The sequence below is a fragment of the Curtobacterium sp. Csp2 genome, assembly GCF_013347165.1.
Genome location: NZ_CP054593.1, coordinates 2,616,191 through 2,639,671, shown reverse-complemented (window position 1 = coordinate 2,639,671; position 23,481 = coordinate 2,616,191). Strand labels below are relative to the sequence as shown.

Genomic DNA, 23,481 nt, shown 5'->3' with positions numbered 1-23,481 from the left:
GGCGGTACCCTGTGGAGAAGATGACGGAAACCACCATGAACGACGGACGATCCGACGACAGCGCCGAAGGTGTCGTGGAACGCGTCCTCCGCAACGCTGACTCGAAGGCATCGTCCGCGATCTTCGCCCCGGCGCAGGCGATCCAGACCCGATCGGTCGACGAGCACGGCTGGGCCGGCGACGGCGACCAGTACGAACGCGAGGACCGGGCGGCCCTGCGCCGTGTCACCGGCCTCTCCACCGAACTCCAGGACGTCACCGAGGTCGAGTACCGGCAGCTCCGGCTCGAGCAGGTCGTCCTCATCGGCGTCTACCCCCAGGGCAGCGCGCAGGACGCCGAGAACTCCCTCCGCGAACTCGCCGCCCTGGCCGAGACCGCGGGTGCCGTGGTGCTCGACGGACTCCTGCAGCGCCGACCGACCCCCGACCCCTCCACGTACCTCGGCAAGGGCAAGGCCGAGGAACTCGCGATGGCCGTCAAGGCCACCGGCGCCGACACCGTGATCGCCGACACCGAGCTCGCACCCTCGCAGCGTCGTGCGCTCGAGGACGTCGTCAAGGTCAAGGTGATCGACCGCACGGCCGTGATCCTCGACATCTTCAGCCAGCACGCCTCCACCCGCGAGGGCAAGGCGCAGGTCGAGCTCGCGCAGCTGCAGTACCTGCTCCCGCGCCTCCGTGGTTGGGGCGAGTCGATGTCCCGGCAGGCCGGTGGCCAGGTCTCCGGCGGTGCGGGCATGGGTTCCCGTGGCCCCGGTGAGACCAAGATGGAGCTCGACCGCCGGAAGATCCACACCCGGATGGCGAAGCTCCGGCGCCAGATCGCCGGCTTCACCCCGGCCCGCGAGGCGAAGCGCGCCGACCGTGCCCGGAACGAGGTGCCGAGCGTCGCGATCGCCGGGTACACCAACGCCGGCAAGTCGTCGCTGCTCAACCGGCTGACGAGCGCCGGCGTGCTGGTGCAGAACCAGCTGTTCGCCACGCTCGACGCGACCGTCCGCCGCACCGAGAGCACCAAGGGTCGCGAGTTCACGTTCGTCGACACCGTCGGCTTCGTGCGCAACCTGCCGCACCAGCTGGTCGAGGCGTTCCGGTCCACGCTCGAGGAGGTCGGCCAGGCCGACGTCATCGTGCACGTCGTGGACGGATCGCACCCGGACCCGGCCGCGCAGCTCGCCACGGTCCGCGACGTGATCGGCGACGTCGGCGCGCGCGACGTCCCCGAGGTCGTCGCCTTCAACAAGGCGGACCTGATCGACGACGCGCAGCGACTCGTGCTCGTCGGCCTGGTCCCGGACGCCGTCTTCGTCTCGGCACGCACGGGCGAGGGCGTCACCGAGCTCCTGGCGGCGATCGAGGACCGTCTGCCGGAACCGGACGTCGACCTGACGGTCGTCATCCCCTACGACCGCGGCGACCTGGTGTCGGCCCTGCACGACGCCGGCGCGGTCGAGACGACCGACTACGTCGAGGACGGCACCCGACTGCACGTCCGCGTCTTCCAGCGGCAGGTCGCCGAGCTCGACCCCTACGTGGTTGCGCCCGTCACCACGGCCTAGTCACCGGACCCACACCGGGACGGACAGGAGGCACGGTGCCAGCTGGCACCGTGCCTCCTGTCCGTCGGTGGGTCTGGATCAGAGCGGGTCGCGGTCAGAGCGAGCGGAGCACCGCGACGACCTTGCCGAGGACCGTCGCCGCGTCACCGAGGATCGGCTCGAACGCCGAGTTCCGGGGGAGCAGCCAGGTGTGGCCGTCGCGCTGGCGGAAGACCTTGACGGTGGCTTCCTCGTCGAGCATCGCCGCGACGACGTCACCGTTCTCCGCGGTCTGCTGCGACCGGACGACGACCCAGTCGCCGTCGCAGATGGCGGCGTCGATCATCGACTCGCCCACGACCTTGAGCATGAAGAGGTCGCCCGTGCCGACGAGCTGACGGGGGAGCGGCACGATCTCGTCGACGTGCTGCTCGGCCGTGATCGGCACACCGGCGGCGATCCGGCCGACGAGGGGCACGAGCGTCGTGGCGTCGACGTCCGGGGTCTGGACGTCCGGGTTCGGCTCGTCGACCAGGACCTCGAGCGCGCGGGGACGGTTCGGGTCACGACGGATCCAGCCGCCGAGCTCGAGTTGACCGAGCTGGTGGGAGACGCTCGACAGGGACGACAGGCCGGCGGCGTCGCCGATCTCCCGCATGCTCGGCGGGTAGCCCCGGCTGGCGATGGACGCACGGATCGCGTCGAGGATCGCCTGCTGCTTCGCCGTCAGCGGCTTCTGGCTCCGCAGTTCGTCCGCCACGTCGGGCCGCCCTTCGTCGGTGTCTGGACGTGATCGCCGCGGATGTCGGTGGTACCCGCTTGACTCGTCCCAGTCGCTCGAAACAGTATCCGACCGTCCCACGCCGGACAAACACCTGTTCGAGCGTGTCGGCAGGAAATCCCGCACGAATCCCTTCCTGGGACTTGTGCGGCCTCAGGTTCGAAAGTATGTTCGGTACACGACTTCGGTTCACCGAACGGGAAGGCAGAACGACATGAGCACCATCGCCATCGCTGACACCCAGCGCACCGCGACGCCCGCCGTCCGGACGCGCCTGCGCCTCACGCGCCGTGGACGGGTCGTCCTCACGACGCTCGCTGCGCTCCCGGTCGCTGTCGGCATCCTGCTCGCCGTCATCAACGGCGGACAGGCCTCCGCTGGTGACGCCTCGCGTGCCGGGGCTCCCGTCCACTTCGAGACCGTCACGGTGCAGCCGGGCGAGACCCTGTGGTCGCTCGCCGAGCAGACCGCGCCCGACGCCGACCCGCGCGACTTCGTGCAGGACGTCGTCAGCCTCAACGCGCTCGACGGCTCGACGCTCCAGGCGGGCGAGCAGATCGCGATCCCGGCGAAGTACTCCGCGGGTAACTGACCTGCCGATCGTCCGCGTGGCCGCGACCGTCCGGACGGCCGGTCGTCCGCACGGCAGCGCGGCCTACGATGGATCGGTGGCAACCACGCTCGACGACCTCCCGATCCGCGACGACCTCCGTGGGCAGAGCCCCTACGGTGCCCCGCAGAAGCACGTGCGGGTGCAGCTGAACGTCAACGAGAACACGCATCCGGTGCCGCAGGACGTCGCCGACGACATCGTGGAGTCGATCCGTCAGGCGCTGACGACGGTGAACCGCTACCCCGACCGGGAGTTCACCGAGCTGCGCCAGTCGCTTGCCGCGTACCTCGGGCACGGTCTGACCGCCGAGCAGCTCTGGGCGGCGAACGGGTCGAACGAGGTCCTGCAGCAGCTCCTCCAGGCCTTCGGCGGTCCCGGCCGGAGCGTGCTCGGGTTCCCGCCCACCTACTCGATGCACTCGATCCTGGCGTCCGGCACCGGCACGACGTGGCTCCCGGCGCAGCGCGACGACGAGTTCCGCATCTCGCCCGAGACCGTCGTGGCCGCCATCCGCGAGCACCAGCCCGACATCGTCTTCCTGTGCGGGCCGAACAACCCGACCGGGACGCCCCTGTCGATCGACACCGTCCGCGCCGCGTACGAAGCCACCGACGGCATCGTGATGGTCGACGAGGCCTACGCGGAGTTCATGCCCGCCGACGTGCCGAGCGCGGTCTCGCTGCTGCCGGGGCGCGAGCGGCTCGTGGTGTCGCGCACGATGAGCAAGGCGTTCGCGTTCGCGGGCGCCCGGGTCGGGTACCTCGCGGCCGACCCGGCCGTCATCGACGCGATCCGGCTCGTCCGGCTGCCGTACCACCTGTCCGCGCTGACGCAGGCTGCTGCCGTCGCGGCGCTCCGCCACGCGCCGGAGATGCTCGCGATGGTCGACGACATCAAGGAACAGCGCGACCGCATGGTCACCGAGCTCGGCGCGATGGGGTACCGCACGTACGAGACCTGGTCGAACTTCGTCCTGTTCGGCGGCGTCGCGGACCCGAACGCCGCGTTCGAGGCCCTGCTCGACCAGGACGTGATCGTCCGTGACCTCGGCATCCCGAACCACCTCCGGGTGAGCGCGGGGACCGAGGAGGAGACCACCGCGTTCCTCGACGCCATGCGTCGCGTGGCCGCCGACCAGCCCCCGGTTAGGCTGGACGCATGACCGCCCGTACCGCCTCCGTCAGCAGGAGCACGAGCGAGTCGAGCATCGAGCTCTCGCTCGACCTGGACGGCACCGGCTCGTCCGACGTCTCGACGAGCGTGCCGTTCTTCGACCACATGCTGACCGCGTTCAGCAAGCACTCGCTCATCGACCTGCGGGTGCGCTCGACGGGCGACACCGACATCGACGTGCACCACACGGTCGAGGACACCGGCATCGTGCTCGGGCAGGCGCTCAAGCAGGCCCTGGGAGACCGGTCCGGCATCGGCCGGTACGGTGACGCCCTCGTGCCCCTCGACGAGGCGCTGGCACAGGCGGTCGTCGACGTCTCCGGCCGTCCGTTCCTCGTGCACTCGGGGGAGCCAGCCGGCTTCGAGTTCCACCGCATCGGCGGGCACTTCACCGGGTCGATGGTCCGCCACGTGTTCGAGGCGATCACGTTCAACGCCGGCATCACCGTGCACGTCCGCGTGCTCGAGGGCCGAGACCCGCACCACATCGCCGAGGCCGAGTTCAAGGCCTTCGCCCGGGCGATGCGCAAGGCGGTCGAGCTCGACCCGCGCGTCGACGGCATCCCGTCGACCAAGGGCGCCCTGTGACCGGCACCGACGGACCCGGCACCGACCGACCCGGCACCGACCGACCCGGCACCGACCCCGAGACCGAGCCGTCGGGCGCGCGGCCGAACGTGGTCGTCCTCGACTACGGCTCCGGCAACGTGCACTCCGCCGCGAAGGCCCTCGAGCGCGCCGGCGCGGACGTCACCCTGAGCGCCGACAAGCAGACCGCGCTGCGGGCCGACGGACTGCTCGTGCCGGGCGTGGGTGCGTTCGCCGCGGTCGTCGACCAGCTCGAGGGCGTGCACGGCGGCGAGATCGTCGACCACCGCCTTGCCGGCGGGCGTCCGGTGCTCGGCATCTGCGTCGGCATGCAGGTCATGTTCGCGCGCGGAGTCGAACGCGGCGCCGACGTCGAGGGCCTGGCGCAGTGGCCCGGGACGGTCGAGCAGCTCGAGGCCGACGTCCTGCCCCACATGGGGTGGAACACCGTCGAGGCGCCCGAGGACTCGGTCCTGTTCGACGGGCTGCACGACGAGCGTTTCTACTTCGTGCACTCCTACGGCGTCACCGACTTCCCGCTCGACGCCTACGGCCCGTTCCGCGCGCCCCGGCTGACCTGGGCCGAGCACGGCCAGCGGTTCGTCGCCGCGGTCGAGAACGGCCCGCTGACCGCCACCCAGTTCCACCCCGAGAAGTCCGGCGAGCCGGGCATCCAGCTCCTCCGGAACTGGGTCCGCTCACTCTGAGCAAGCCGCCACCGAGACCAGTACCGACAGGACCATGACCGACCTCACCGCCACCCCGCCCCTCGTCCTGCTCCCCGCCGTCGACGTGGTCGACGGCCAGGCCGTCCGCCTCACCCAGGGCGAGGCCGGCAGCGAGACCTCGTACGGCGACCCCGTCACCGCCGCCCGCACGTGGCGGGAGCAGGGCGCCGAGTGGATCCACCTCGTCGACCTCGACGCGGCGTTCGGTCGCGGCGACAACCGGCAGGTGATCGCCCGCGCGATCGACGAGGTCGAGGGGGTCTCCGTCGAGCTCTCCGGCGGCATCCGCGACGACGCCTCGCTCGAGGCCGCCCTCGCGACCGGCGCCGCCCGTGTGAACCTCGGCACCGCCGCGCTCGAGCAGCCCGAGTGGGCCGCCCGGGTGATCCAGCAGTACGGCGAGCAGATCGCCGTCGGGCTCGACGTGCGCGGGACGACCCTCGCGAGCCGCGGGTGGACCGAGGACGCCGGCGACCTGTGGGAGGTCCTCGACCGGCTCGAGGCCGCCGGGTGCGCCCGGTACGTGGTGACCGACGTGACGAAGGACGGCACGCTGCAGGGCCCGAACGTGGAGCTCCTCCGTGCGGTCTGCGACCGGACGGACCAGCCCGTCGTGGCCTCCGGCGGCATCTCGACGCTCGACGACCTGCGGGCCCTCCGCGAGCTCGTCCCGCACGGACTCGAGGGCGCGATCATCGGCAAGGCGCTCTACTCCGGCGCGTTCACGCTCCCGGCCGCCCTCGACGTCGCCGGGGCGTAGCGCGCGGTGGCGGGCATCTCGAACGGCCGCGGCACGGGCCCCGAGCCGACGGACGACGACGCGCACACCCCCGGTGGTGCCGCCGACTCCGCGGGCAACCCCTGGGCCGGACGGACGTTCGACGCGCACGACACCGCCTACGACGAGGACGACGGCCTCGCCGACCCCGCGGTGGTCGCCGCGATCACCGGGCTGCAGCAGGGCGGCTCGCAGCGCGCCGTGGTGGACGCGCTCCGGACCGCGCGGCTCCTCATCCCGCTCGTCGCCGAGGCCGGGGACGTCGGCCACACGCCCGAGGGCAAGCTCGTCGACAAGACCCAGGAGCTGTCCATCGTGACGGTCGCCGGGCCGGACGGGCGGACGGTCATGCCGGCGTTCACCTCGGCCGAGGCGATGCGGTCGTGGGACCCGACGGCGCGGCCCGTGCCGGCGGAGACGCGGCGCGTGGCGATGGCGGCGGCGAGCGAGGAGACCCAGCTCGTGGTCCTCGACCCGACGGCGCCGACCGAGTTCGTGCTGCGCCGACCGGCCGTGTGGGCGATCGGCCAGGACGTGCCGTGGACCCCGTGCTTCGAGGACCCGGAGGTCGCCCGGGCGTTCGCGGACTCCGTGGCCGACGAACCGGCGGTCGCGCGGGTCGAGCTGTCTCCGGGGGACCCGCTCGGTCGGTTCGCCGGGGCCGAGCTGACGGTGGGCCTCGCGCTCCACCCCGGTCTCGACCAAGGTGACGTCCAGGCCCTCGTCGGCCGCCTCCAGCAGCGGTGGACGGCGGACGCCGTCGTCGCGGAACGCGTGGACAGCATGCGGGTGGCGCTGCGCCGGGCGTGAGTCGCGCCTCCAGGCCCGCAGGCCCGTGGCGCGCCCGCCCCGCCGGTCGCGCCGGGACGTCGGCGGCCCGCCGGTAGCATGACGGGGTGAGCACCAACCCGACGACCAGCCCCGGCACCGGCGAGACCCCGGTCGGCCCCACCGGGCGGCCCGTGCGGCAGTTCCCGGTCCCCGAGGAACTCGACGGCCACGGGCCGGCTCGCATCATCGCGCTCTGCAACCAGAAGGGCGGCGTCGGCAAGACCACGACGTCGATCAACCTCGGCGCCACGTTGGCCGAGTACGGCCGTCGCGTCCTCGCCGTCGACTTCGACCCGCAGGGCGCCCTGTCCGCCGGCCTCGGCGTGCGGACCCACGACATCCCCACGGTCTACGACCTGCTGATGGGCTCGGTGAAGGACCCGAACCAGGTAATCCAGCCGACGAACGTCCCGCTGCTGGACGTCATCTCCGCGAACATCGACCTGTCCGCGGCCGAGGTCCACCTGGTGAACGAGGTCGCGCGGGAGCAGATCCTGGCGAGCGTCCTCCGCAAGGTCGCGAACGACTACGACGTGATCCTCGTCGACTGCCAGCCGTCGCTCGGCCTGCTGACGGTGAACGCGCTGACGGCCGCGCACGGCGTGCTCATCCCGCTCGAGTGCGAGTTCTTCGCGCTCCGCGGTGTCGCGCTGCTCATCGAGACGATCGACAAGGTGCGGGACCGGCTGAACCCGGCACTGCAGCTCGACGGCATCCTCGCGACGATGTACGACTCGCGGACGCTGCACTCGCGCGAGGTCATGGAGCGGGTCGTCGAGACCTTCGACGACCGGGTGCTCGACACGGTGATCGGCCGCACGGTGAAGTTCCCGGACGCCACGGTGTCGGCGCGCCCGATCACGCAGACGGCCCCGGACCACGCCGCCGCCCACGCGTACCGGCAGCTGGCACGGGAGCTCGTCGAGCGTGGCGCCGTCGCCTGACCCGGCGGCCGCCACCGGGTTCCGCGTCCGGCTGTCGAACTTCGACGGCCCGTTCGACCTGCTCCTGTCGCTCATCACGAAGCACGAGCTGGACATCACCGAGGTGTCGCTCGGCGCCGTGACGGGTGAGTTCATCGCCTACGTCCGCCAGGCGGAGTCCGCCGACGAGCTCGACGAGGCGAGCGAGTTCCTCGTCGTCGCGGCGACGCTGCTCGACCTGAAGATCGTCGGGCTCCTGCCCCAGGGCGAGCTCGTCGACGCCGAGGACGTCGCCCTGCTCGAGGCGCGGGACCTGCTGTTCGCCCGGCTGCTGCAGTACCGGGCGTTCAAGCAGGCCGCGGAGTGGTTCGGGGAACGCTGGCAGGAGGAGTCCCGACGGCACGTGCGTCGCGTGCGGCTCGAGGAACGGTTCCGTGCCCGGACGCCGGAGCTCGTGTGGACGCTGTCGGTGCAGGACTTCGCCGCGCTGGCGATGCTCGCGTTCGCGCCGCGGGAGATCCCGACCGTCGGACTCGACCACCTGCACGCCCCGCTCGTGAGCATCCGGGAGCAGGCCGCGATCGTGGTCTCGATCCTCCGCACACGCGCCGACGAGGACGTCTCGTTCCGCGACCTGGTCGCCGGGGTCACGGAGACGGGTATCGTGGTGGCTCGCTTCCTGGCGATCCTGGAGCTGTACCGGAACGCGTCGATCTCGTTCGAGCAGGCCGAACCGCTCGGGGAGCTCACACTCCGGTGGACCGCAGAGGACTGGTCCGACGAGAGCCTCGCGAACCTGGGAGCCGACTATGACGGATGACGCCGTGCACCGCACCGCCGCCCACGTCGCGCACGACGGCGGGGCCGGGGCCGAGCCCGGGGGCGCGGACGAGCTCGACGCCGCGCCGCACACCGCGCCGCTCGACGTCGCCGTCGACCGGCAGATCGAGGCGATCCTGATGATCGCGGACGAGCCCCAGTCGCTCGTGTCGCTCGCAGCAGCCGTCGGCGCACCCGTGCCCGTCGTCCGCCAGGCGGTGGAGCGGCTCGTCGCCGACTTCGACGGGCTCGTCGGGACCGTCCGTCGCGGCTTCGAGCTCCGCGAGGTGGGCGGTGGCTGGCGCTTCTACGTCCGGGCCGACCTGGACGCCGTGGTCGAGCAGTTCGTCGAGGCCGAGCGTCCGGCGCGCCTGTCGCAGGCCGCGCTCGAGACCCTCGCGGTCGTCGCCTACAAGCAGCCGATCACCCGGTCGCAGATCGCGTCGATCCGTGCCGTGAACGTCGACGGGGTGGTGCGCACGCTGGTGGCGCGCGGCCTCATCGAGGAGTCGTTCACGGACGCGGAGACCGGCGCCATCAACTACGTCACGTCCGACCTGCTCCTGCAGCAGCTCGGCATCAACTCGCTCGACGAGCTGCCGCTCATCTCGCCCCTCCTGGAGGACGGCGCCGGCGGCTTCGAGCAGAACGAAGGGATCCCCGATGGCCGCACATGAGGACGAACGACGAGGCGGGTCGCGAGACCGCGCCGGTTCCGGTCGCGACAGCCGGCCTGGAGGCGCGTCACGCGACCGCACCGCCGGCTCCGGTCGCGCGGGTGGCCGGTCCGGCGACGACCGCGGTGGGTACCGCGGGCGTGACGACCGCGGTACCGGTGGGTACCGGGGCCGCGACGAGCGCGGCGGGTCGGACCGTGGCGGGTACCGCGGGCGTGACGAGCGTCCGGCTGGTGGGTACCGCGGGCGGGGCGAGCGTCCGGCTGGTGGGTACCGCGGGCGGGACGAGCGTCCGGCTGGTGGGTACCGCGGGCGGGGCGAGCGTCCGGCTGGTGGGTACCGCGGGCGGGACGAGCGTCCCGCTGGTGGGTACCGCGGGCGGGACGAGCGTCCCGCCGGTGGGTACCGCGGCCGCGACGACCGGCGCGAGGAGGACCGCGGCCGCTTCGTCGGGCGCGGCGAGGACCGGCGCGCGAGCGAGCGCGGCGGGCTCGTCCGACGCGACGACGAACGCGGCGCACCCCGTGGCCGCGACGACCGCGCCGGCGGCGGGTACCGCGGACGCGACGACCGCGCCGGCGGTGGGTACCGCGGGCGCGACGACCTCGCCGGTGGCGGGTACCGCGGGCGCGATGACGACCGACGCGGGGGAGACCGCCGCGACAGCGGACGCCGAGACGACCGGCGCAACGACCGCCGCGACGACCGGCGCGACGACCGCCGTGATCCCGCCCGCGAGGACCGCCGCAGCCCCGACGGTCGCCCGAGCACCGTCTGGCACAACGGCCGCCGCTACGTCGGCGGCACCACGACCGCCCGGAACGCCGACCGCCCGAGTGGCGTCGGGAACCGCGGCGTCGGGAACCGCGGCGCCGGGAACCGTGCCGTCGGCAGCCGCGGCACCGCGCCGCGCGCGGACACGACGCCGCACCCGGAGGGTGCCCGCGACCCCCAGGGCGCACCGCTCGAGGGCACGCCCGAGCGCCCCGTGATCCCGGATTGGGACGCGTCGGGGGCGACCGTGTCCGGCGGGGCCGGGGCGAGCCTCCAGGCCGACGGTGAGCGCCTGCAGAAGGTGATCGCCGCTGCGGGCGTGGCGTCCCGACGGGTCGCGGAGAACCTGATCGTCGAGGGTCGCGTGACGGTCAACGGCGAGGTCGTCGACGCGCTCGGTCGCCGGGTCGACCCGGCGACCGACGAGATCGCGGTCGACGGCGTGCCGGTGCAGGGCGACGCCTCGCGGCGGTACGTCCTGCTCAACAAGCCGGTCGGGATCGTGTCGAGCCTGCAGGACGAACGGGGCCGGCGCGACCTGTCCGAGTTCGTCGACCGCTACGAGGAGCGCCTGTTCAACGTCGGCCGGCTCGACGCCGAGACCTCGGGGCTGCTCGTGCTGACGAACGACGGCGACCTGGCGCACGTGCTCGCGCACCCGTCGTTCGGCATCACGAAGACGTACATCGCGAAGGTCCGCGGCAACGTGAACCCAGGGACCGTCCAGCGCCTGCTCGACGGCGTCGAGCTCGAGGACGGGCCGATCGCGGCGGACAAGGTCCGGCTGCTCGAGTCGGCGAAGGGCGAGTCGCTCGTCGAGATCACGCTGCACTCCGGGCGCAACCGGATCGTCCGTCGCATGCTCGAGGCGGTCGACCACCCGGTGACCGACCTGGTGCGTCGGTCGTTCGGTCCGCTGCACCTCGGGTCGCTGCCCGTCGGCAAGACGCGCGAGCTGTCCACCGTGGAACTCGGCAAGCTCCTCCGCATCGCGCGTGAGGCCCGGGGTTCTGCACAGGCCGGTCCGGACGAGGAGTCCGCCGACTGACCGTCGGTAGGCTTGCCGGGTGACCGACGCCCCCGCACCGCTCGCCGAACCGGACATCGACCGGCGGCTCCGCGGACCCGTGCGCGTCGTCGGCGCCGGGCTCCTCGGGGCATCGATCGGACTGGCGCTGCGCGAGAAGGGCGTCGACGTCGTCCTCGACGACGTGTCCCCGGCCGCCCTGGCGCTCGCCGTGGACTACGGCGCCGGTCGTCGTCCCGCCGACGGGGACGACCCGGAGCTCGTCGTCGTCGCGGTGCCGCCGGACGTCGTGGCCGCCGTCGTCGAGCGCGAGCTCGCGGCCTACCCGCGTGCGGTCGTCACGGACGTGGCGAGCGTGAAGACCGGACCGCTCGACCGGCTCGTGGCGGCAGGCGCCGACGTCTCCCGCTACATCGGGTCGCACCCGATGGCGGGGCGGGAGCGCTCCGGGCCGACCGCCGCGCGCGCGGACCTGTTCGTCGGACGGCCGTGGGTGATCGCCGGCCACGACGCGATCACGTACCAGCGCGCCGCCGTGGTCGAGGACCTGGCGCTCGACGTCGGTGCCACGGTCGTGCCGATGGCGCCGGAGTCGCACGACCAGGCCGTCGCCTACGTCTCGCACGCCCCGCAGCTCGTCTCGACGCTCATGGCCGCGCGGCTGCAGGACGCACCGGAGGGCTCGCTCGACCTCGCCGGCGGCGGTGTCCGGGACGTCACGCGGATCGCGGCGAGCGACCCTGGACTCTGGGTGCAGATCATCGGCGCCAACGCGGCGCGCATCCGCCCGGTGCTCGCGGACCTCCGCGACGACCTGGACCGCGTGATGCACGCCCTCGACGACCCGGACGGTACGGGGTCGCCGCGGACCATCGCCGAGACCATCGCCGCCGGCAACCGCGGGGTCGAGCGGCTCCCCGGCAAGCACGGCACCACCAGACGCTTCGCCCGGGTGGTCGTCCTGATCGACGACACTCCCGGGCAGCTCGCCGCCCTCCTGACGTTCATCGGGGAGATCGGCATCAACCTCGAGGACATGCGCCTCGAGCACTCACCGGGCGCACCGATCGGCATCGTCGAGGTGTCGGTCGTCCCAGAGCAGGAACAGCGACTCGTCGACGAGCTCGACGGTCGCGGATGGAGGATCGCAGCAGCATGGGCCTGAACGACGAGACGACCCCGACCGTGCACGAGTCCGGAGTCACCGGCGGTCCGGACGGACCGGACACCGGCCTGCCGACCCCCGGCGACCCCAGCGGCCCCCTCGGCGGCGACGTCGCGGGCGGCCTCGACGGCCAGGGCGGCGGCGAGCCCGGTTCGACGAGCGCGCCGGTCCCCGCCGGACTGCCCGAGGGCGCCTTCGTCGCGAAGACCGTGATCGCGGTGGACGGTCCCGCCGGCAGCGGCAAGTCGAGTGTCTCCCGCGCCGCGGCCCGCGTGCTCGGCTTCGGGTACCAGGACACCGGTGCGGCCTACCGCGCGCTCGCCTGGCACGCCCTGCAGCAGCGGGTCGACCTCGATGACGCCGCGGCGGTGCTCGCGAGCTGGGAGACGTTCGACTACGCGATCGGCACCGACCCCGACGACTACTTCGTGCGCGTCGGCGGCACCGACGTGACGGACGCGATCCGCACCCCGGAGGTCACCGCCGCGGTGGCGCACATCGCGAAGCTCCCGGAGGTCCGCCAGCGGCTCGTGCAGCTCTTCCGCCAGGTGATGCGGAAGGCCGACGGGCAGGGGATCATCACCGAGGGCCGGGACATCACCACGGTCGTCGCGCCCGATGCCGAGGTCCGGATCCTGCTGACGGCGGACGAGTCGGTTAGGATGGCTCGACGCTCGGCTGAGGTCACGACCCAGTCGGCCGCCGAGACCTCCGCCGCACTCGCTCGTCGCGACGCGGCGGACGCGAAGGTCGTCGACTTCATGAACGCCGCGGACGGCGTCACGACGCTCGACTCCACCGACCTCGACTTCGACCAGACCGTGCAGGCGGTCGTCGACCTGGCCCGCGCGGCCACGCACTGACGCACGACCGGACGGCTCCCGTCCGGTCCCCACAGCCGGGTGACCGGCCCGGCCGACATCGGCCACCGAACCCGCGGTTCCGGCCGCACGCGAGGAAACCACATGGCCCAGCAGGACAGCCACGACAACGACGACTTCCCGGAGTACGACGACGCCCTCGGTGAGCGACTCGCCGGCCTCGACGACGCCGAGGCGGACCAGCGGGCCAACGCGCTCCGTGCCGGACTCGACGAGTACGAGCTGGACGACGAGGACGTCGCGCTCCTCGACGCCGGCGAACTCGGCGAGGACGGCGTCCACTACCTGCCGGCGTACCCGGTGCTCGCGATCGTCGGCCGCCCGAACGTCGGCAAGTCGGCGCTCGTGAACCGCATCATCGGTCGTCGCGAGGCCGTCGTGCAGGACGTCCCCGGTGTCACCCGCGACCGCGTCTCGTACAAGGCCGAGTGGAACGACAAGCGCTTCACCCTCGTCGACACCGGCGGGTGGGAGCCCGACGCCCGGGGCATCAACGCCTCGGTCGCGGCGCAGGCCGAGGTCGCGGTCGACCTCGCCGACGCCGTGCTGTTCGTCGTGGACGTCACCGTCGGCATCACCGCCACGGACGAGCACGTCGTCAAGATGCTCCGCGGCACCGACCGTCCGGTCATCGTCGTGGCGAACAAGGCCGACGACGACCGCCGCGACCTCGACGCCTTCGAGCTGTGGAACCTGGGCCTCGGCGAGCCGCACCCGGTCTCCGCGCTGCACGGCCGCGGCGTCGCGGACCTGATGGACCTGATCATCAAGACGCTGCCGGACACCTCGGCCGTCGCCAAGCAAGAGGTCGGCGGGCCCCGCCGCGTCGCGATCCTCGGCCGCCCGAACGTCGGCAAGAGCTCGCTGCTCAACAAAGCGGCGGGCGAGGAGCGCGTGGTCGTCAACGACCTCGCCGGGACCACGCGCGACCCGGTGGACGAGCAGATCGAGCTCGGCGGCAAGGTCTGGCGCTTCGTCGACACCGCCGGCATCCGGAAGCGCGTGCACCTGCAGCAGGGCGCCGACTTCTACGCGTCGCTCCGCACGACCGCCGCGCTCGAGAAGGCCGAGGTCGCCGTCGTGGTCCTCGACGTCACCGAGCCGATCTCGACGCAGGACCTGCGCATCATCGACCTGGTGCTCGAGTCCGGCCGTGCACTCGTGCTCGCCTACAACAAGTGGGACCTGCTCGACGACGACCGTCGCCGCTACCTGGAGCGCGAGATCGAGCAGGACCTGGCGCACGTCGCCTGGGCGCCCCGCGTGAACATCTCGGCCCGCACCGGTCGGCACCTCGAGAAGCTCGTCCCGGCGCTCGAGACCGCGCTCGAGTCGTGGGACACCCGCATCCCGACCGGCAAGGTCAACGCCTTCATCGCCGAGCTCGTGCAGGAGCACCCGCACCCGGTCCGCGGTGGCAAGCAGCCGCGCATCCTGTTCGGGACGCAGGCGTCGAGCCAGCCGCCGACGTTCGTCCTGTTCACCTCGGCGTTCCTCGACCCGCAGTACCGCCGCTTCATCACGCGCCGGCTCCGCGAGGTGTGGGGCTTCGAGGGCACCCCGATCAACGTCAACATGCGCGTCCGCGAGCGGCGGAAGCGCTCCTAGCGGGACTGCGGGGGCAGGGGGTGCGACGGCGAGCACGACGGGGACCGGGAACGGTCGCCGTCCTGCTCGCCGTCGTCGTGCTCGCGATCGTCGGGGTCGTCGCGAGCGGGGGCGTGTTCCTCGCGACCGGGTCCGAACGGGACGGCGGTCGGGTCAGCAGTGTGCAGCCGTGGTCCGTCCCCCAGCCGTCCGCTGCGGCGACGCAGGACGTGCGCGTCGGCAACGCGCTCGGTGCGCCCGTGCCGCAGCAGTCCGCGGCGCCGGTTCCGCGCGCCGTCCGGGACTGGGTGGTGCAGGCGCTGCCGCTCGAGGGCGACCTCGTGCCCGCTGCCGGCGGTGCATCCGGTCGGGTCCGGGTCGGGGCGACCGCGAGCTCCGAGGTGACGATCGCGCTGCGTGACGTGGTCGTCGCTCCTGGACACCCGTCCGTGGTCGTGCTGCTCTCGCAACAGGTGCACGGCGACGGCCCGTCGCCGGGACACATCGACGTCGCCGACGCGCTGGTCGAGCTCTCCGCCGACGACTTGTCCTCGCCGATCGTTTTGTCGGACCTGTCCGGGATCCCGACGGACGTCCGGTCGGTCGTCGTGGCGGACGCCGCCAGCGGCGTCGTGCTGGGGCGCGCCGTCCTGCTCCCCGCCTGACGACCGCGGCGCTCGTGCGGCCTGTCCTGCTGGCCGTCGCGCGGCCGGTCGTGCCGCATGTCGTGCCGCCTGTCGTGCGGCCCGCCGGTCCGACCGGGAGGCGAGGTGCGGGTCCGCCCCGCCGGATGCGGCACCATGGACTCGTGCGTCTCCCCGTCCTCGCCGACCGTCTGTGGTGTCGGCTGCAGCTGGACCGTCTCGCCGGCGGCCGTCAGGCCGGTTACGTCATCCGCGAGGACATGCTCGCGCACCCCGACACGGTCCGGTCCTTCCGGTGGATCCGGTGGCTGCTCGTCGCCGAGACCGTGGTCGGCCTGGCGGCGATCGTCGTGGCCGTGCTGCTGACCCGTGCGGGAGAGACGGTCCCGTGGGCGGTCTGGTTCCGCGCCACCGTCGTGCTCCTCATCACCCTGACGCTGTACGTGTTCGCCTGGCGGGCGCAGCTCGGCTACTACTGGGCGTACCAGCGGCTGCGGTTGTTCAGCCGGATCTTCCCCGTCGTGACGCTCGTCGTCGCGGCGATCCCGGGGCTGTACCCGTTCTGGATGGTGATCGAGCAGATCGTGTTCTCGCTGCTGATGATCGGCATCGGGGACGTGCTGACGAGCGACCACATGCGGGCGACGTTCCCGAAGCCGGCGCGACACGGAACTCGCGGCGGCCGAGTCTCACCCTGACCGACGAGTCACGCGCCGCCGGCGCTGAGACTCGTCGCGGAACCCGAGACTCGGGGTACGCGCTGCCGGGCACGACCGGGGAGCGAGGAGCATCGTCGAGGCATGACGAACGACACGCTCCCCGGCGGCACGTACGACCTCGGCGACCTCGAGGTCACCCGGTTCGGGTACGGCGCCATGCAGCTCGCCGGACCGCAGGTGTTCGGGCCGCCGGCCGACCGGGACGAGGCCGTCCGCGTGCTCCGCACGGCGGTCGAGCTCGGCATCACCCACATCGACACGGCGGACTTCTACGGCCCGCACGTCACGAACGAGATCATCCGCGAGGCACTGCACCCGTACGCGGACGACCTGCACATCGTGACGAAGGTCGGGTCGCGGCGGAACGCGAAGGGGCAGTGGCCGCCGGCGCGGAAGCCCGAGCAGCTGGTCGAGGACGTGCACGCGAACCTCGAGCGACTCGGGCTCGAGCAGCTCGACGTCGTGAACCTCCGGGTCGGCGGGTTCGACGCCCCGGAGGCCGGGAGCATCGCACCGCAGTTCGAGGCGCTCGCGGAACTCCGCCAGCAGGGGCTGATCCGTCACCTCGGCCTGTCGACCGTCACCGCCGCGCAGCTCCTCGAGGCGCTCCGCATCGCGCCCGTCGTCTGCGTCCAGAACATGTACAACGTGGCGCAGCGGGCGGACGACGACCTGGTCGACCTGACCGCGGCGGAGGGGATCGCCTTCGTGCCCTACTTCCCGCTCGGCGGCTTCTCGCCGATCCAGTCCGGCGCCCTCGACGCCGTCGCCGAGCGTCTGGGGGAGTCGCGGCTGTCGGTGGCGCTCGCGTGGCTGCTGCAGCGCTCGCCGAACATCCTGCTGATCCCCGGGACGTCGTCGGTGGAGCACCTCCGCGCGAACGTCGCCGGCGCAGGCATCACCCTGCCGTCGGACGCACTCGCCGAACTGGACGCGATCGCCGCCGCATGACCGCCGGATCCTGACCGCCGGAGCCCGACCGCCGGAGCCCGACCGGCCGAGCCCGGCCGACCGAACTCGGTGTCAGGCGACCGTGGCGAGCGCGAACGGCAGTACGGCGTCCGCCCCCGCCCGCCGGAGCTCCCGCCCCGCGACCGTCACCGTCCACCGGCTGTCCACCAGGTCGTCCACGAGCAGCACCGGCCCCTCGTGCGCCTGCAGCGCAGCCTCGAGCTCGGGGTCGACCACGAACGTGTCCCAGACCCCGGCCAACCGGTACGCGCTGTTCGTCGCACCGTCCCCGCGCGGCTCGCCCCCGCTCCGCCCGAGCGTGCCGAGGAACCGCAGGCGACCGATCGTCGACAGCGCCTGCGCGAGCGAGGCCACGAGCTCCGGCCGCGACCGCGACGACATCGCGACCACACCGGTCGGCCGCTCGGCCCACGGCCAGTCCTTGAGCGCCCGGACGCACCCGTCGACGAGCGCCTTCGACACGGGGTCGTCCGGTGTCGACGGCGCGAAGAGCGTGCGCAGGGGGCCGCCCCACCCGAGGTCCGTCAGCCGGGCGATCGCCCGACCCGGCTCCACGAGCTCGCCGGCCGGGATCCGCCCCTTCACCGGGACGCCGAGCGCCGACATGCCCGACGGCCACTGGGCGCGCGGTGCGACCTCGACCCCGACCCGGTCGAGGGCGGCGGCAGCACCGGAGGTGTCGGAGTCCGAGACCGCGGTCGGGTACCAGACGCCCGCGCAGTTGTCGCACCGACCGCACGGCTCGGCCGACGGGTCGTCGAGGTCCTGCTGCAGCAGCTGCATCCGGCACGCCGTGGTCGACTCGTACGCGAGCATCGAGGACGCCTCCGCCGCGCGGGCGGCAGCGACGCGCTCGTACCGGGCGGCGTCGTACTGCCACGGCTGGCCAGTGGACACCCAGCCCCCGGCGACGCGGCGCACGGCCCCGTCGACGTCGAGCACCTTGAGCAGGAGTTCGAGCGTCGACCGCTTGACGTCGACCAGCCCCTCGAGCGCGACGGTGGACATCGCGGTGTCGGTGGACAGGGCGCCGAGCACCGCGGCGGCGCGGGACTCGGTCGGCATGGAGGCGCTGGCGAAGTACTGCCAGATCTCCTGGTCCTCGCGCCCGGGCAGGAGCAGGACGTCGGCGTTGTCGGTCGCACGTCCAGCGCGACCGATCTGCTGGTAGTACGCCACGGGGGAGGACGGCGCCCCGACGTGCACGACGAACCCGAGGTCCGGCTTGTCGAAGCCCATCCCGAGCGCGCTGGTCGCGACGAGGGCCTTGAGCTCGTTCGCCTTGAGCTGCTGCTCGAGCTGTTCGCGCTCCTCGTTGTCGGTGCGCCCCGTGTACGCACGGACGGCGTACCCGTTCTCGCGCAGGAGCCGCGCGATGTCCTCGGCCCCGGAGACCGTGAGCGTGTAGACGATCCCGCTCCCGGGCAGCTCGGCGAGGTGCGCGAGCAACCACCCGAGCCGCTGTCGGGCGTCCGGCAGCGTCAGGACCCCGAGCCGGAGCGACGCACGGGCGAGCGACCCGCGGATGGTGAACACCGGGTCGGCGGGGCCCGCGGTGAGCTGCTCGGCGACGTCCTCGACCACGCGCTCGTTCGCGGTGGCGGTGGTGGCGAGGACGGGGACCCCGTGCGGCAGGGAGCGGATGAGCTCCGCGAGCCGTCGGTAGTCCGGCCGGAAGTCGTGGCCCCAGTCCGAGATGCAGTGCGCCTCGTCCACCACGAGCATCCCCATCCGCGCCACGAGCGTCGGGAGCTGCTCGTCGCGGAACCGGGGGTTGTTGAGCCGCTCCGGCGACACGAGGAGCACGTCGACCTCGTCCCGGGCGAGGGCAGCCTGCGTGTCCGCCCACTCGTGCGCGTTCACGGAGTTGATCGACACGGCACGCACCCCGGCCCGGGCGGCCGCGGCGACCTGGTCCCGCATGAGCGCCAGGAGAGGGGAGACGAGCACGGTCGGCCCACCGCCCCGACGCCGGAGCAGCAGCGTCGCGAGGAAGTACACGGCGGACTTGCCCCACCCGGTGCGCTGCACGACGAGCGCACGCTGCCGGTGCTCGACGAGGGCCGAGATCGCCTCGAGCTGGCCGGGGTGGAAGACCGCGTCCGGCCGGCCGGTCAGGGCGGCGAGGGCCTGCTGTGCCTCGGCGGCGATCGCGGCGGACGGCTGCGCGGTGGTCGTGTCCATGCCCCCATGCTGTCAGCACCGACCGACGGAACCAGCCCCGATCCTCCCGACTGTGGACAACCCGGCGACGCGACCCGCTACTGGTAGGTGATGAGCGACGGCGTCGGCGTCACGTCCGCCATCGTCTGCTCCGGGGTGAGCATGGGCGTGTCCTCGTCGATGAAGTTCTTCCAGCCCCAGTGCACCCCCGCCGGCGCGTCCTGGTGCAGCGCCTTCCACGTCGCCTGCTTGTCCGGCTGCGACCCCTGCCCGTCGACGTGCACGAGCAGGTCGAGCTCGGGGTGCTGCGTCAGCGACGCCCGGTCCTGGATCATCGACAGCCGGAACTGGTGCAGGACCAGGGCCTTCGGTGGCAGGCCGTGCTGACGGACGAGTGCGGCGAGCCACGACGACACCCGGTCGACCTCGTCCGCCGAGACGCTCCCGATCTGCCGGAGCGGCACCTGGTCCGGCCCGAGCCGCCACTCCGGGTCGAGCGCGAGCCACACGTTCGGCTCCCGCAGCAGGGACTCGTAGCGCTTCGCCTGCGACAGGAAGTCCGAGCGCCCGGGCTGCAGGTCGAGCACCACGGGCATCCCCGCCCGCCGCGCGGCGTCGACGTACGGCTGCAGCGTCGACACCGGGAGCTCGCGCGAGTAGTCCCCGTCCGCCCCGGGGTCGCCGGCCGCGACGGTCGCGATGACCTCGAGCGCGGGCGAGACCGGCTCGTCGCCGAGGCCGTCGTACGAGGCCGCGAGCTGCTCCGCCCGCTGCACCGTCGCCGTCGGGTCCTGCTCGCCGAGGACCCCGAGCACCGGCGCGCCCGGCGCCCCGTACAGCGCCGTCCAGCGGTGCCCGTCGAACGGCCGCTGCCCGCCGTGCGGCAACTGCCAGCCACCCTGCGCGGCCCGCACCGTCCACTCCGGGTCCGACAGCGCGCGGAACGTCGCGCCCGCGAACACCGTCGGGTGCCCCGCGCGCTCGTGCAGCGTCGACACGACGTCCGGCGCCGCCGCGGGGTCGGTCACGCCCGCGGGCATCACGACCACGTGCGCCCCGGCCGCCTCCGCCGTCGCCACGGCGGGCGCGTCCGACCGGCGGTCCGCCACGACGACGGTCGCCGGACGGGAGGCACGCCCCACCGCCGCAGCGTCGCCCGCCTCCGGTGCGTCCCGCTCCGGCACGTCGGTGTCGACCGACACGTCGCCCTCGGCCTGGCACCAGTCCGCGCCGAGCCGCGCGAGCTCCGGGGCGACGGCCGCGTCGCCCCGCGAGGAACCGTCCTCGCCCGGAGTGCGCTCGGCCGCCGCCGGATGGCCGGCCGACGGCGTCACCAGCAGTGGCACGTGCGCCCGACGGGCGGCGCTCGCCGCCGTGGTGACCGCGCGCTCGTCGCCCGCGGGCGCCACGACCGCGCCCCGTGCATGCGCGAAGAGGGCGCGGCTCACCTGGACGGACCGGGTCGTGGGGTCGTCGGACGCCGCGACCCGCACGGCGTCGGCGGCGGGACGGGTCAGCTCGGTCGCCGTCGGGTCTGCTGCGTCCGCCGTGCACCCGGCGGCACCGAGCAGGAGCCCGGAGACGACGAGTGCGAGCAGGGGACGGAGGGGACGACCGGAACGCATCGGGCCACCCTAACGGGGGCCACGGGTGCGACCTGGACGCTCCGTCAACGCTCGGTTCAGAGGTGGAAGCCGGCGCGCTCCAGGTCCGCGAGGAAGGCCGCCGCGAGCTGCTGCTGCCCGGCGACCGTCGGGTGCTCGCTGTCGTCCTGCAGCCAGTCGGCGTGCCCGGCGATCGGCTGGCCGACGTCGATGTACGTCCCACCGACCGTCGCGAGCGCCTGCTGCAGGTCGGTGCTGCTCTGCGCCACCTCGTCCGGGACGTCGCCCGGCTGGTCCCACAGCGTGCTGAACCCGACGATCTTCGCGTCGGGCAGCGCCTGGTGCAGCTGCGTCACGGTCTGCATCGTGGCCGTCGCGAGGGCAGTCGGGTCCTCGCCGAGGTCGTTGTCCGACGACTGGATCACCACGAGCTCGGGCTTCGCGGACACCGCGCCCTGGATCAGCCCCGCGTAGTCCGTCCCGCAGTCGCCGACCGAGATGAACCCGGCGCCGCTGCACGAGTCGTTCGCCACGACCGCGCCGGTCTGCTTGCCGACCAGGGACGGCCACGCGTCCGCGGAGTCGTCGAGCCCGTAGCCGGCCATGATCGAGTCGCCGATCGTCACGACGTCGCTGTCCACCGTGAAGGACGGCGGGGTCGGCGTGGGCGATGCGCTCGGGGTCGGGCTCGCGGCGGCGGTGGTGCGCGCGGCGGAGGCGACGGACTCGTGTCCGACGGCGGCGTGCCAACCGAGGACGCCGACGCCGGCGACGACCGCGACGAGCGCAGCGGCGAGGAGCGGACGGGTCGAGGGCATGGGTTCGACTGTAGGTCGCCGGAGCGGTCGCTGTCCGGTCTCTGTGCCGACTGCTGGACGCTTCATGGCTGGGTCATGGGGAGCGCGACCTGGGAAGCCGACAGGTGTCGTCTCGTAGACAGGGTGCATGCAGGCCCCGCCGGACGACCAGCCCACCATCGGACCGGTCCCGGCTCCCGCCGTGCACTGCATGACGCTCAACCTGCGGCGGCGCGTCCCGCGACCGCCGACCCACCCGGACGCGTGGGCGCGGCGCCGGGACGCCGTGGTCGCGCTCGTCACCTCCGAAGCGCCCACCGTGCTGGCCGTCCAGGAGGCGCTGCCCACGCAGACCGCGGACCTCACGTCGCGTCTCGGGTCGCGTTGGGAACCCGTCGTCGTCGGCCGCGGCGCGCGCGGGGGCGGCGAGGCCGTCGGCCTGCTGCTCGACCGGGAGCGGGTCCGGGTCGTCGAGCGGCGCACCTGGGCGCTCTCCCGCACGCCGTCGCGACCCGGGTCGCGTTCGTGGGCGACCGCGTTCCCGCGGCACGCCGTCGGCGCGGTCCTCGAGGACCGCGCGACCGGCGCCGTGTTCCTCGCCGTCGCGACGCACCTCGACGTCGCGTCCCCGTGGGCGCGCCTGCGGCAGGCGGAGCTCCTCGGCCGGATCGTCCGCCAGCGGGGCCTGCCGGCCGTCGTGATGGCGGACTGGAACTGTCCTGCGGGCTCCGCGCCGTGGCGAGCCCTGGCGGAGGCGGGGGTCGTCGACAGCGTGCCCCGTGCCTCCCGGCTGGTCGGCGAGGAGTGGGGGACGTACCCGCACTACCGGAGTCCGCGTGTCGGGGGCCGGCGCATCGACGGGGTGCTGGTGACCGAGGACGCCGTCGTCGAGCGGGCCGCCGTGTCCGTGCGCAGGCCCGGCGGGGTCTGGCCGTCCGACCACGCGGCCGTGCACGCCGTCGTGCGGTGGGCGTCGTGATCGCGGCGCTCGGACCGACGTTCCTGCGGCCGCGCTTCACCGTCGCCGACGTGGTGCGGCTTGCGACGCTCGTCAGCGTGCCGGTCGCCGCCGTCGGGTGGGGGAGCACCTCGTTCGCGGTGATGGCCCTCGCGCTCTTCGGCGTCGTCGTGCCCCGCGCGCTCGGGCTGCGGCCCGCGTTCGACCTGGCCGTCTGCCTGCTCGTGCTGCTCGCAGGGTGGTCGAGCGCGCTCGAGTGGTACACGTCGGTGTTCCTGTGGGACAAGGTCGTGCACGTCGTGCTGACCGGGCTGCTGGCGGCGCTGCTCGCGGTGATCGCCGCCGACCTACGGCTCGTGCCGCACGCCCCGGAGGCCGGACGGATGGCCGTGGCGCTCCTGGTGTTCTGCGCGGGGCTCGCGATCGGAGCCGTGTGGGAGATGTGCGAGTGGCTCGGGCACAACTACGTCGACTCGGCGATCTTCGTCGGCTACGACGACACGATCGGGGACCTGGCGGCGGACGGGCTCGGCGGTTTGCTCGTCGGGTTCGCGCTGCCGTGGCTGGCGGCGTCGCGGGAGGTCGTCCGGCGGCGGTGACGGTGGGTTCCAGTGGGTGGCGGGCCTCGGCGCGACGCGCCGTGGCGCGGAGGGGGTCCGGCGTCCGCTATGCTTGACGGGCTGCTCGCGCTCCGGTCGGACGCGGCGGTGGGTCCCACTCATGGGGTCCGGGTCCGTCAGG

The 23,481-nt window shown here is 73.3% G+C and carries 24 protein-coding genes; 19 read left to right on the top strand and 5 right to left on the bottom strand.

Annotated elements, in window-relative coordinates:
* Nucleotides 1-20: 20 nt before the first annotated feature.
* Complete coding sequence (gene hflX / locus HUN59_RS12785) at nucleotides 21-1,559, top strand: GTPase HflX (RefSeq protein WP_174778557.1); 1,539 nt, start codon at nucleotides 21-23, stop codon at nucleotides 1,557-1,559.
* 94 nt (nucleotides 1,560-1,653) lie between these two features.
* Here hflX and lexA read toward each other — a convergent pair whose 3' ends face one another.
* Nucleotides 1,654-2,298 (bottom strand): transcriptional repressor LexA, encoded by a 645-nt coding sequence (lexA, locus tag HUN59_RS12780; RefSeq protein ID WP_058742957.1) that lies wholly within the window; start codon nucleotides 2,296-2,298, stop codon nucleotides 1,654-1,656.
* A gap of 235 nt (nucleotides 2,299-2,533) precedes the next feature.
* On the opposite strand from lexA, the gene HUN59_RS12775 reads away from it, so the two are divergent.
* From HUN59_RS12775 to scpB, 9 genes are all read left to right on the top strand, one after another.
* Entirely contained in the window at nucleotides 2,534-2,911 is a 378-nt protein-coding gene (locus HUN59_RS12775; protein ID WP_141860832.1) for a LysM peptidoglycan-binding domain-containing protein, read from the top strand.
* Nucleotides 2,912-2,987: 76 nt separating this feature from the next.
* Entirely contained in the window at nucleotides 2,988-4,094 is a 1,107-nt protein-coding gene (locus tag HUN59_RS12770; protein WP_174778556.1) for a histidinol-phosphate transaminase, read from the top strand.
* The gene (hisB, locus tag HUN59_RS12765; RefSeq protein WP_141860836.1) at nucleotides 4,091-4,693 is read left to right on the top strand and encodes an imidazoleglycerol-phosphate dehydratase HisB; all 603 of its coding nucleotides are present in this window, start codon (nucleotides 4,091-4,093) and stop codon (nucleotides 4,691-4,693) included. The genes HUN59_RS12770 and hisB overlap by 4 nt, the downstream gene beginning before the upstream one ends.
* Before the next feature lie 89 nt (nucleotides 4,694-4,782).
* The gene (gene hisH, locus HUN59_RS12760; protein ID WP_231050750.1) at nucleotides 4,783-5,400 is read left to right on the top strand and encodes an imidazole glycerol phosphate synthase subunit HisH; all 618 of its coding nucleotides are present in this window, start codon (nucleotides 4,783-4,785) and stop codon (nucleotides 5,398-5,400) included.
* Between the two features lie 34 nt (nucleotides 5,401-5,434).
* The gene (gene priA / locus HUN59_RS12755) at nucleotides 5,435-6,181 is read left to right on the top strand and encodes a bifunctional 1-(5-phosphoribosyl)-5-((5-phosphoribosylamino)methylideneamino)imidazole-4-carboxamide isomerase/phosphoribosylanthranilate isomerase PriA (RefSeq protein WP_141860838.1); all 747 of its coding nucleotides are present in this window, start codon (nucleotides 5,435-5,437) and stop codon (nucleotides 6,179-6,181) included.
* 6 nt (nucleotides 6,182-6,187) lie between these two features.
* Nucleotides 6,188-7,009, top strand: coding sequence for an SseB family protein (locus HUN59_RS12750; RefSeq protein ID WP_174778554.1), 822 nt, complete (start codon nucleotides 6,188-6,190; stop codon nucleotides 7,007-7,009).
* An 86-nt stretch (nucleotides 7,010-7,095) separates the two neighbouring features.
* Nucleotides 7,096-7,974, top strand: a complete 879-nt coding sequence (locus tag HUN59_RS12745; protein ID WP_174778553.1) for a ParA family protein — start codon at nucleotides 7,096-7,098, stop codon at nucleotides 7,972-7,974.
* Complete coding sequence (locus HUN59_RS12740; protein ID WP_058742962.1) at nucleotides 7,958-8,773, top strand: segregation and condensation protein A; 816 nt, start codon at nucleotides 7,958-7,960, stop codon at nucleotides 8,771-8,773. The genes HUN59_RS12745 and HUN59_RS12740 overlap by 17 nt, the downstream gene beginning before the upstream one ends.
* Nucleotides 8,763-9,449: an SMC-Scp complex subunit ScpB gene (scpB, locus tag HUN59_RS12735; protein ID WP_174778552.1), complete on the top strand. Its 687-nt coding sequence runs from the start codon at nucleotides 8,763-8,765 to the stop codon at nucleotides 9,447-9,449. Before HUN59_RS12740 ends, scpB begins: the two co-directional genes overlap by 11 nt.
* Before the next feature lie 67 nt (nucleotides 9,450-9,516).
* Here scpB and HUN59_RS19765 read toward each other — a convergent pair whose 3' ends face one another.
* Nucleotides 9,517-10,230: a hypothetical protein gene (locus tag HUN59_RS19765; RefSeq protein WP_254629875.1), complete on the bottom strand. Its 714-nt coding sequence runs from the start codon at nucleotides 10,228-10,230 to the stop codon at nucleotides 9,517-9,519.
* A 240-nt stretch (nucleotides 10,231-10,470) separates the two neighbouring features.
* On the opposite strand from HUN59_RS19765, the gene HUN59_RS19760 reads away from it, so the two are divergent.
* The 7 genes from HUN59_RS19760 (at nucleotide 10,471) to HUN59_RS12700 (ending at nucleotide 17,197) form a co-directional block, all read left to right on the top strand.
* Nucleotides 10,471-11,271 carry a pseudouridine synthase gene (locus HUN59_RS19760; protein ID WP_141863279.1) on the top strand — a complete coding sequence of 267 codons (801 nt, stop codon included), beginning with the start codon at nucleotides 10,471-10,473 and terminating at the stop codon, nucleotides 11,269-11,271.
* A gap of 19 nt (nucleotides 11,272-11,290) precedes the next feature.
* Nucleotides 11,291-12,415 (top strand): prephenate dehydrogenase, encoded by a 1,125-nt coding sequence (locus HUN59_RS12725; RefSeq protein ID WP_174778550.1) that lies wholly within the window; start codon nucleotides 11,291-11,293, stop codon nucleotides 12,413-12,415.
* Between the two features lie 179 nt (nucleotides 12,416-12,594).
* Nucleotides 12,595-13,278, top strand: coding sequence for a (d)CMP kinase (gene cmk / locus HUN59_RS12720; RefSeq protein ID WP_254630065.1), 684 nt, complete (start codon nucleotides 12,595-12,597; stop codon nucleotides 13,276-13,278).
* A 102-nt stretch (nucleotides 13,279-13,380) separates the two neighbouring features.
* Nucleotides 13,381-14,904: a ribosome biogenesis GTPase Der gene (gene der, locus HUN59_RS12715; RefSeq protein WP_058743357.1), complete on the top strand. Its 1,524-nt coding sequence runs from the start codon at nucleotides 13,381-13,383 to the stop codon at nucleotides 14,902-14,904.
* Nucleotides 14,905-14,924: 20 nt separating this feature from the next.
* Nucleotides 14,925-15,548: a hypothetical protein gene (locus HUN59_RS12710; protein WP_174778549.1), complete on the top strand. Its 624-nt coding sequence runs from the start codon at nucleotides 14,925-14,927 to the stop codon at nucleotides 15,546-15,548.
* Nucleotides 15,549-15,691: 143 nt separating this feature from the next.
* Nucleotides 15,692-16,225 carry a hypothetical protein gene (locus HUN59_RS12705; protein ID WP_231050442.1) on the top strand — a complete coding sequence of 178 codons (534 nt, stop codon included), beginning with the start codon at nucleotides 15,692-15,694 and terminating at the stop codon, nucleotides 16,223-16,225.
* A 102-nt stretch (nucleotides 16,226-16,327) separates the two neighbouring features.
* Nucleotides 16,328-17,197, top strand: a complete 870-nt coding sequence (locus HUN59_RS12700) for an oxidoreductase (RefSeq protein ID WP_174778548.1) — start codon at nucleotides 16,328-16,330, stop codon at nucleotides 17,195-17,197.
* A 72-nt stretch (nucleotides 17,198-17,269) separates the two neighbouring features.
* Here HUN59_RS12700 and HUN59_RS12695 read toward each other — a convergent pair whose 3' ends face one another.
* The 3 genes from HUN59_RS12695 to HUN59_RS12685 all read right to left on the bottom strand — a co-directional run bounded on the left by HUN59_RS12695 (nucleotide 17,270) and on the right by HUN59_RS12685 (nucleotide 21,803).
* Nucleotides 17,270-19,402, bottom strand: a complete 2,133-nt coding sequence (locus HUN59_RS12695; RefSeq protein ID WP_174778547.1) for a RecQ family ATP-dependent DNA helicase — start codon at nucleotides 19,400-19,402, stop codon at nucleotides 17,270-17,272.
* 77 nt (nucleotides 19,403-19,479) lie between these two features.
* On the bottom strand, nucleotides 19,480-21,006 hold the full coding sequence (locus tag HUN59_RS12690; protein ID WP_174778546.1) for a hypothetical protein: 1,527 nt from the start codon (nucleotides 21,004-21,006) through the stop codon (nucleotides 19,480-19,482).
* Nucleotides 21,007-21,062: 56 nt separating this feature from the next.
* Entirely contained in the window at nucleotides 21,063-21,803 is a 741-nt protein-coding gene (locus tag HUN59_RS12685) for an SGNH/GDSL hydrolase family protein (protein WP_174778545.1), read from the bottom strand.
* 127 nt (nucleotides 21,804-21,930) lie between these two features.
* Between HUN59_RS12685 and HUN59_RS12680 the strand changes: the two genes are divergently transcribed.
* Together HUN59_RS12680 and HUN59_RS12675 are read left to right on the top strand one after the other, a co-directional pair.
* Nucleotides 21,931-22,761, top strand: coding sequence for an endonuclease/exonuclease/phosphatase family protein (locus HUN59_RS12680; RefSeq protein ID WP_174778544.1), 831 nt, complete (start codon nucleotides 21,931-21,933; stop codon nucleotides 22,759-22,761).
* The gene (locus HUN59_RS12675; protein ID WP_174778543.1) at nucleotides 22,749-23,339 is read left to right on the top strand and encodes a hypothetical protein; all 591 of its coding nucleotides are present in this window, start codon (nucleotides 22,749-22,751) and stop codon (nucleotides 23,337-23,339) included. The genes HUN59_RS12680 and HUN59_RS12675 overlap by 13 nt, the downstream gene beginning before the upstream one ends.
* Nucleotides 23,340-23,481 lie beyond the last annotated feature (142 nt).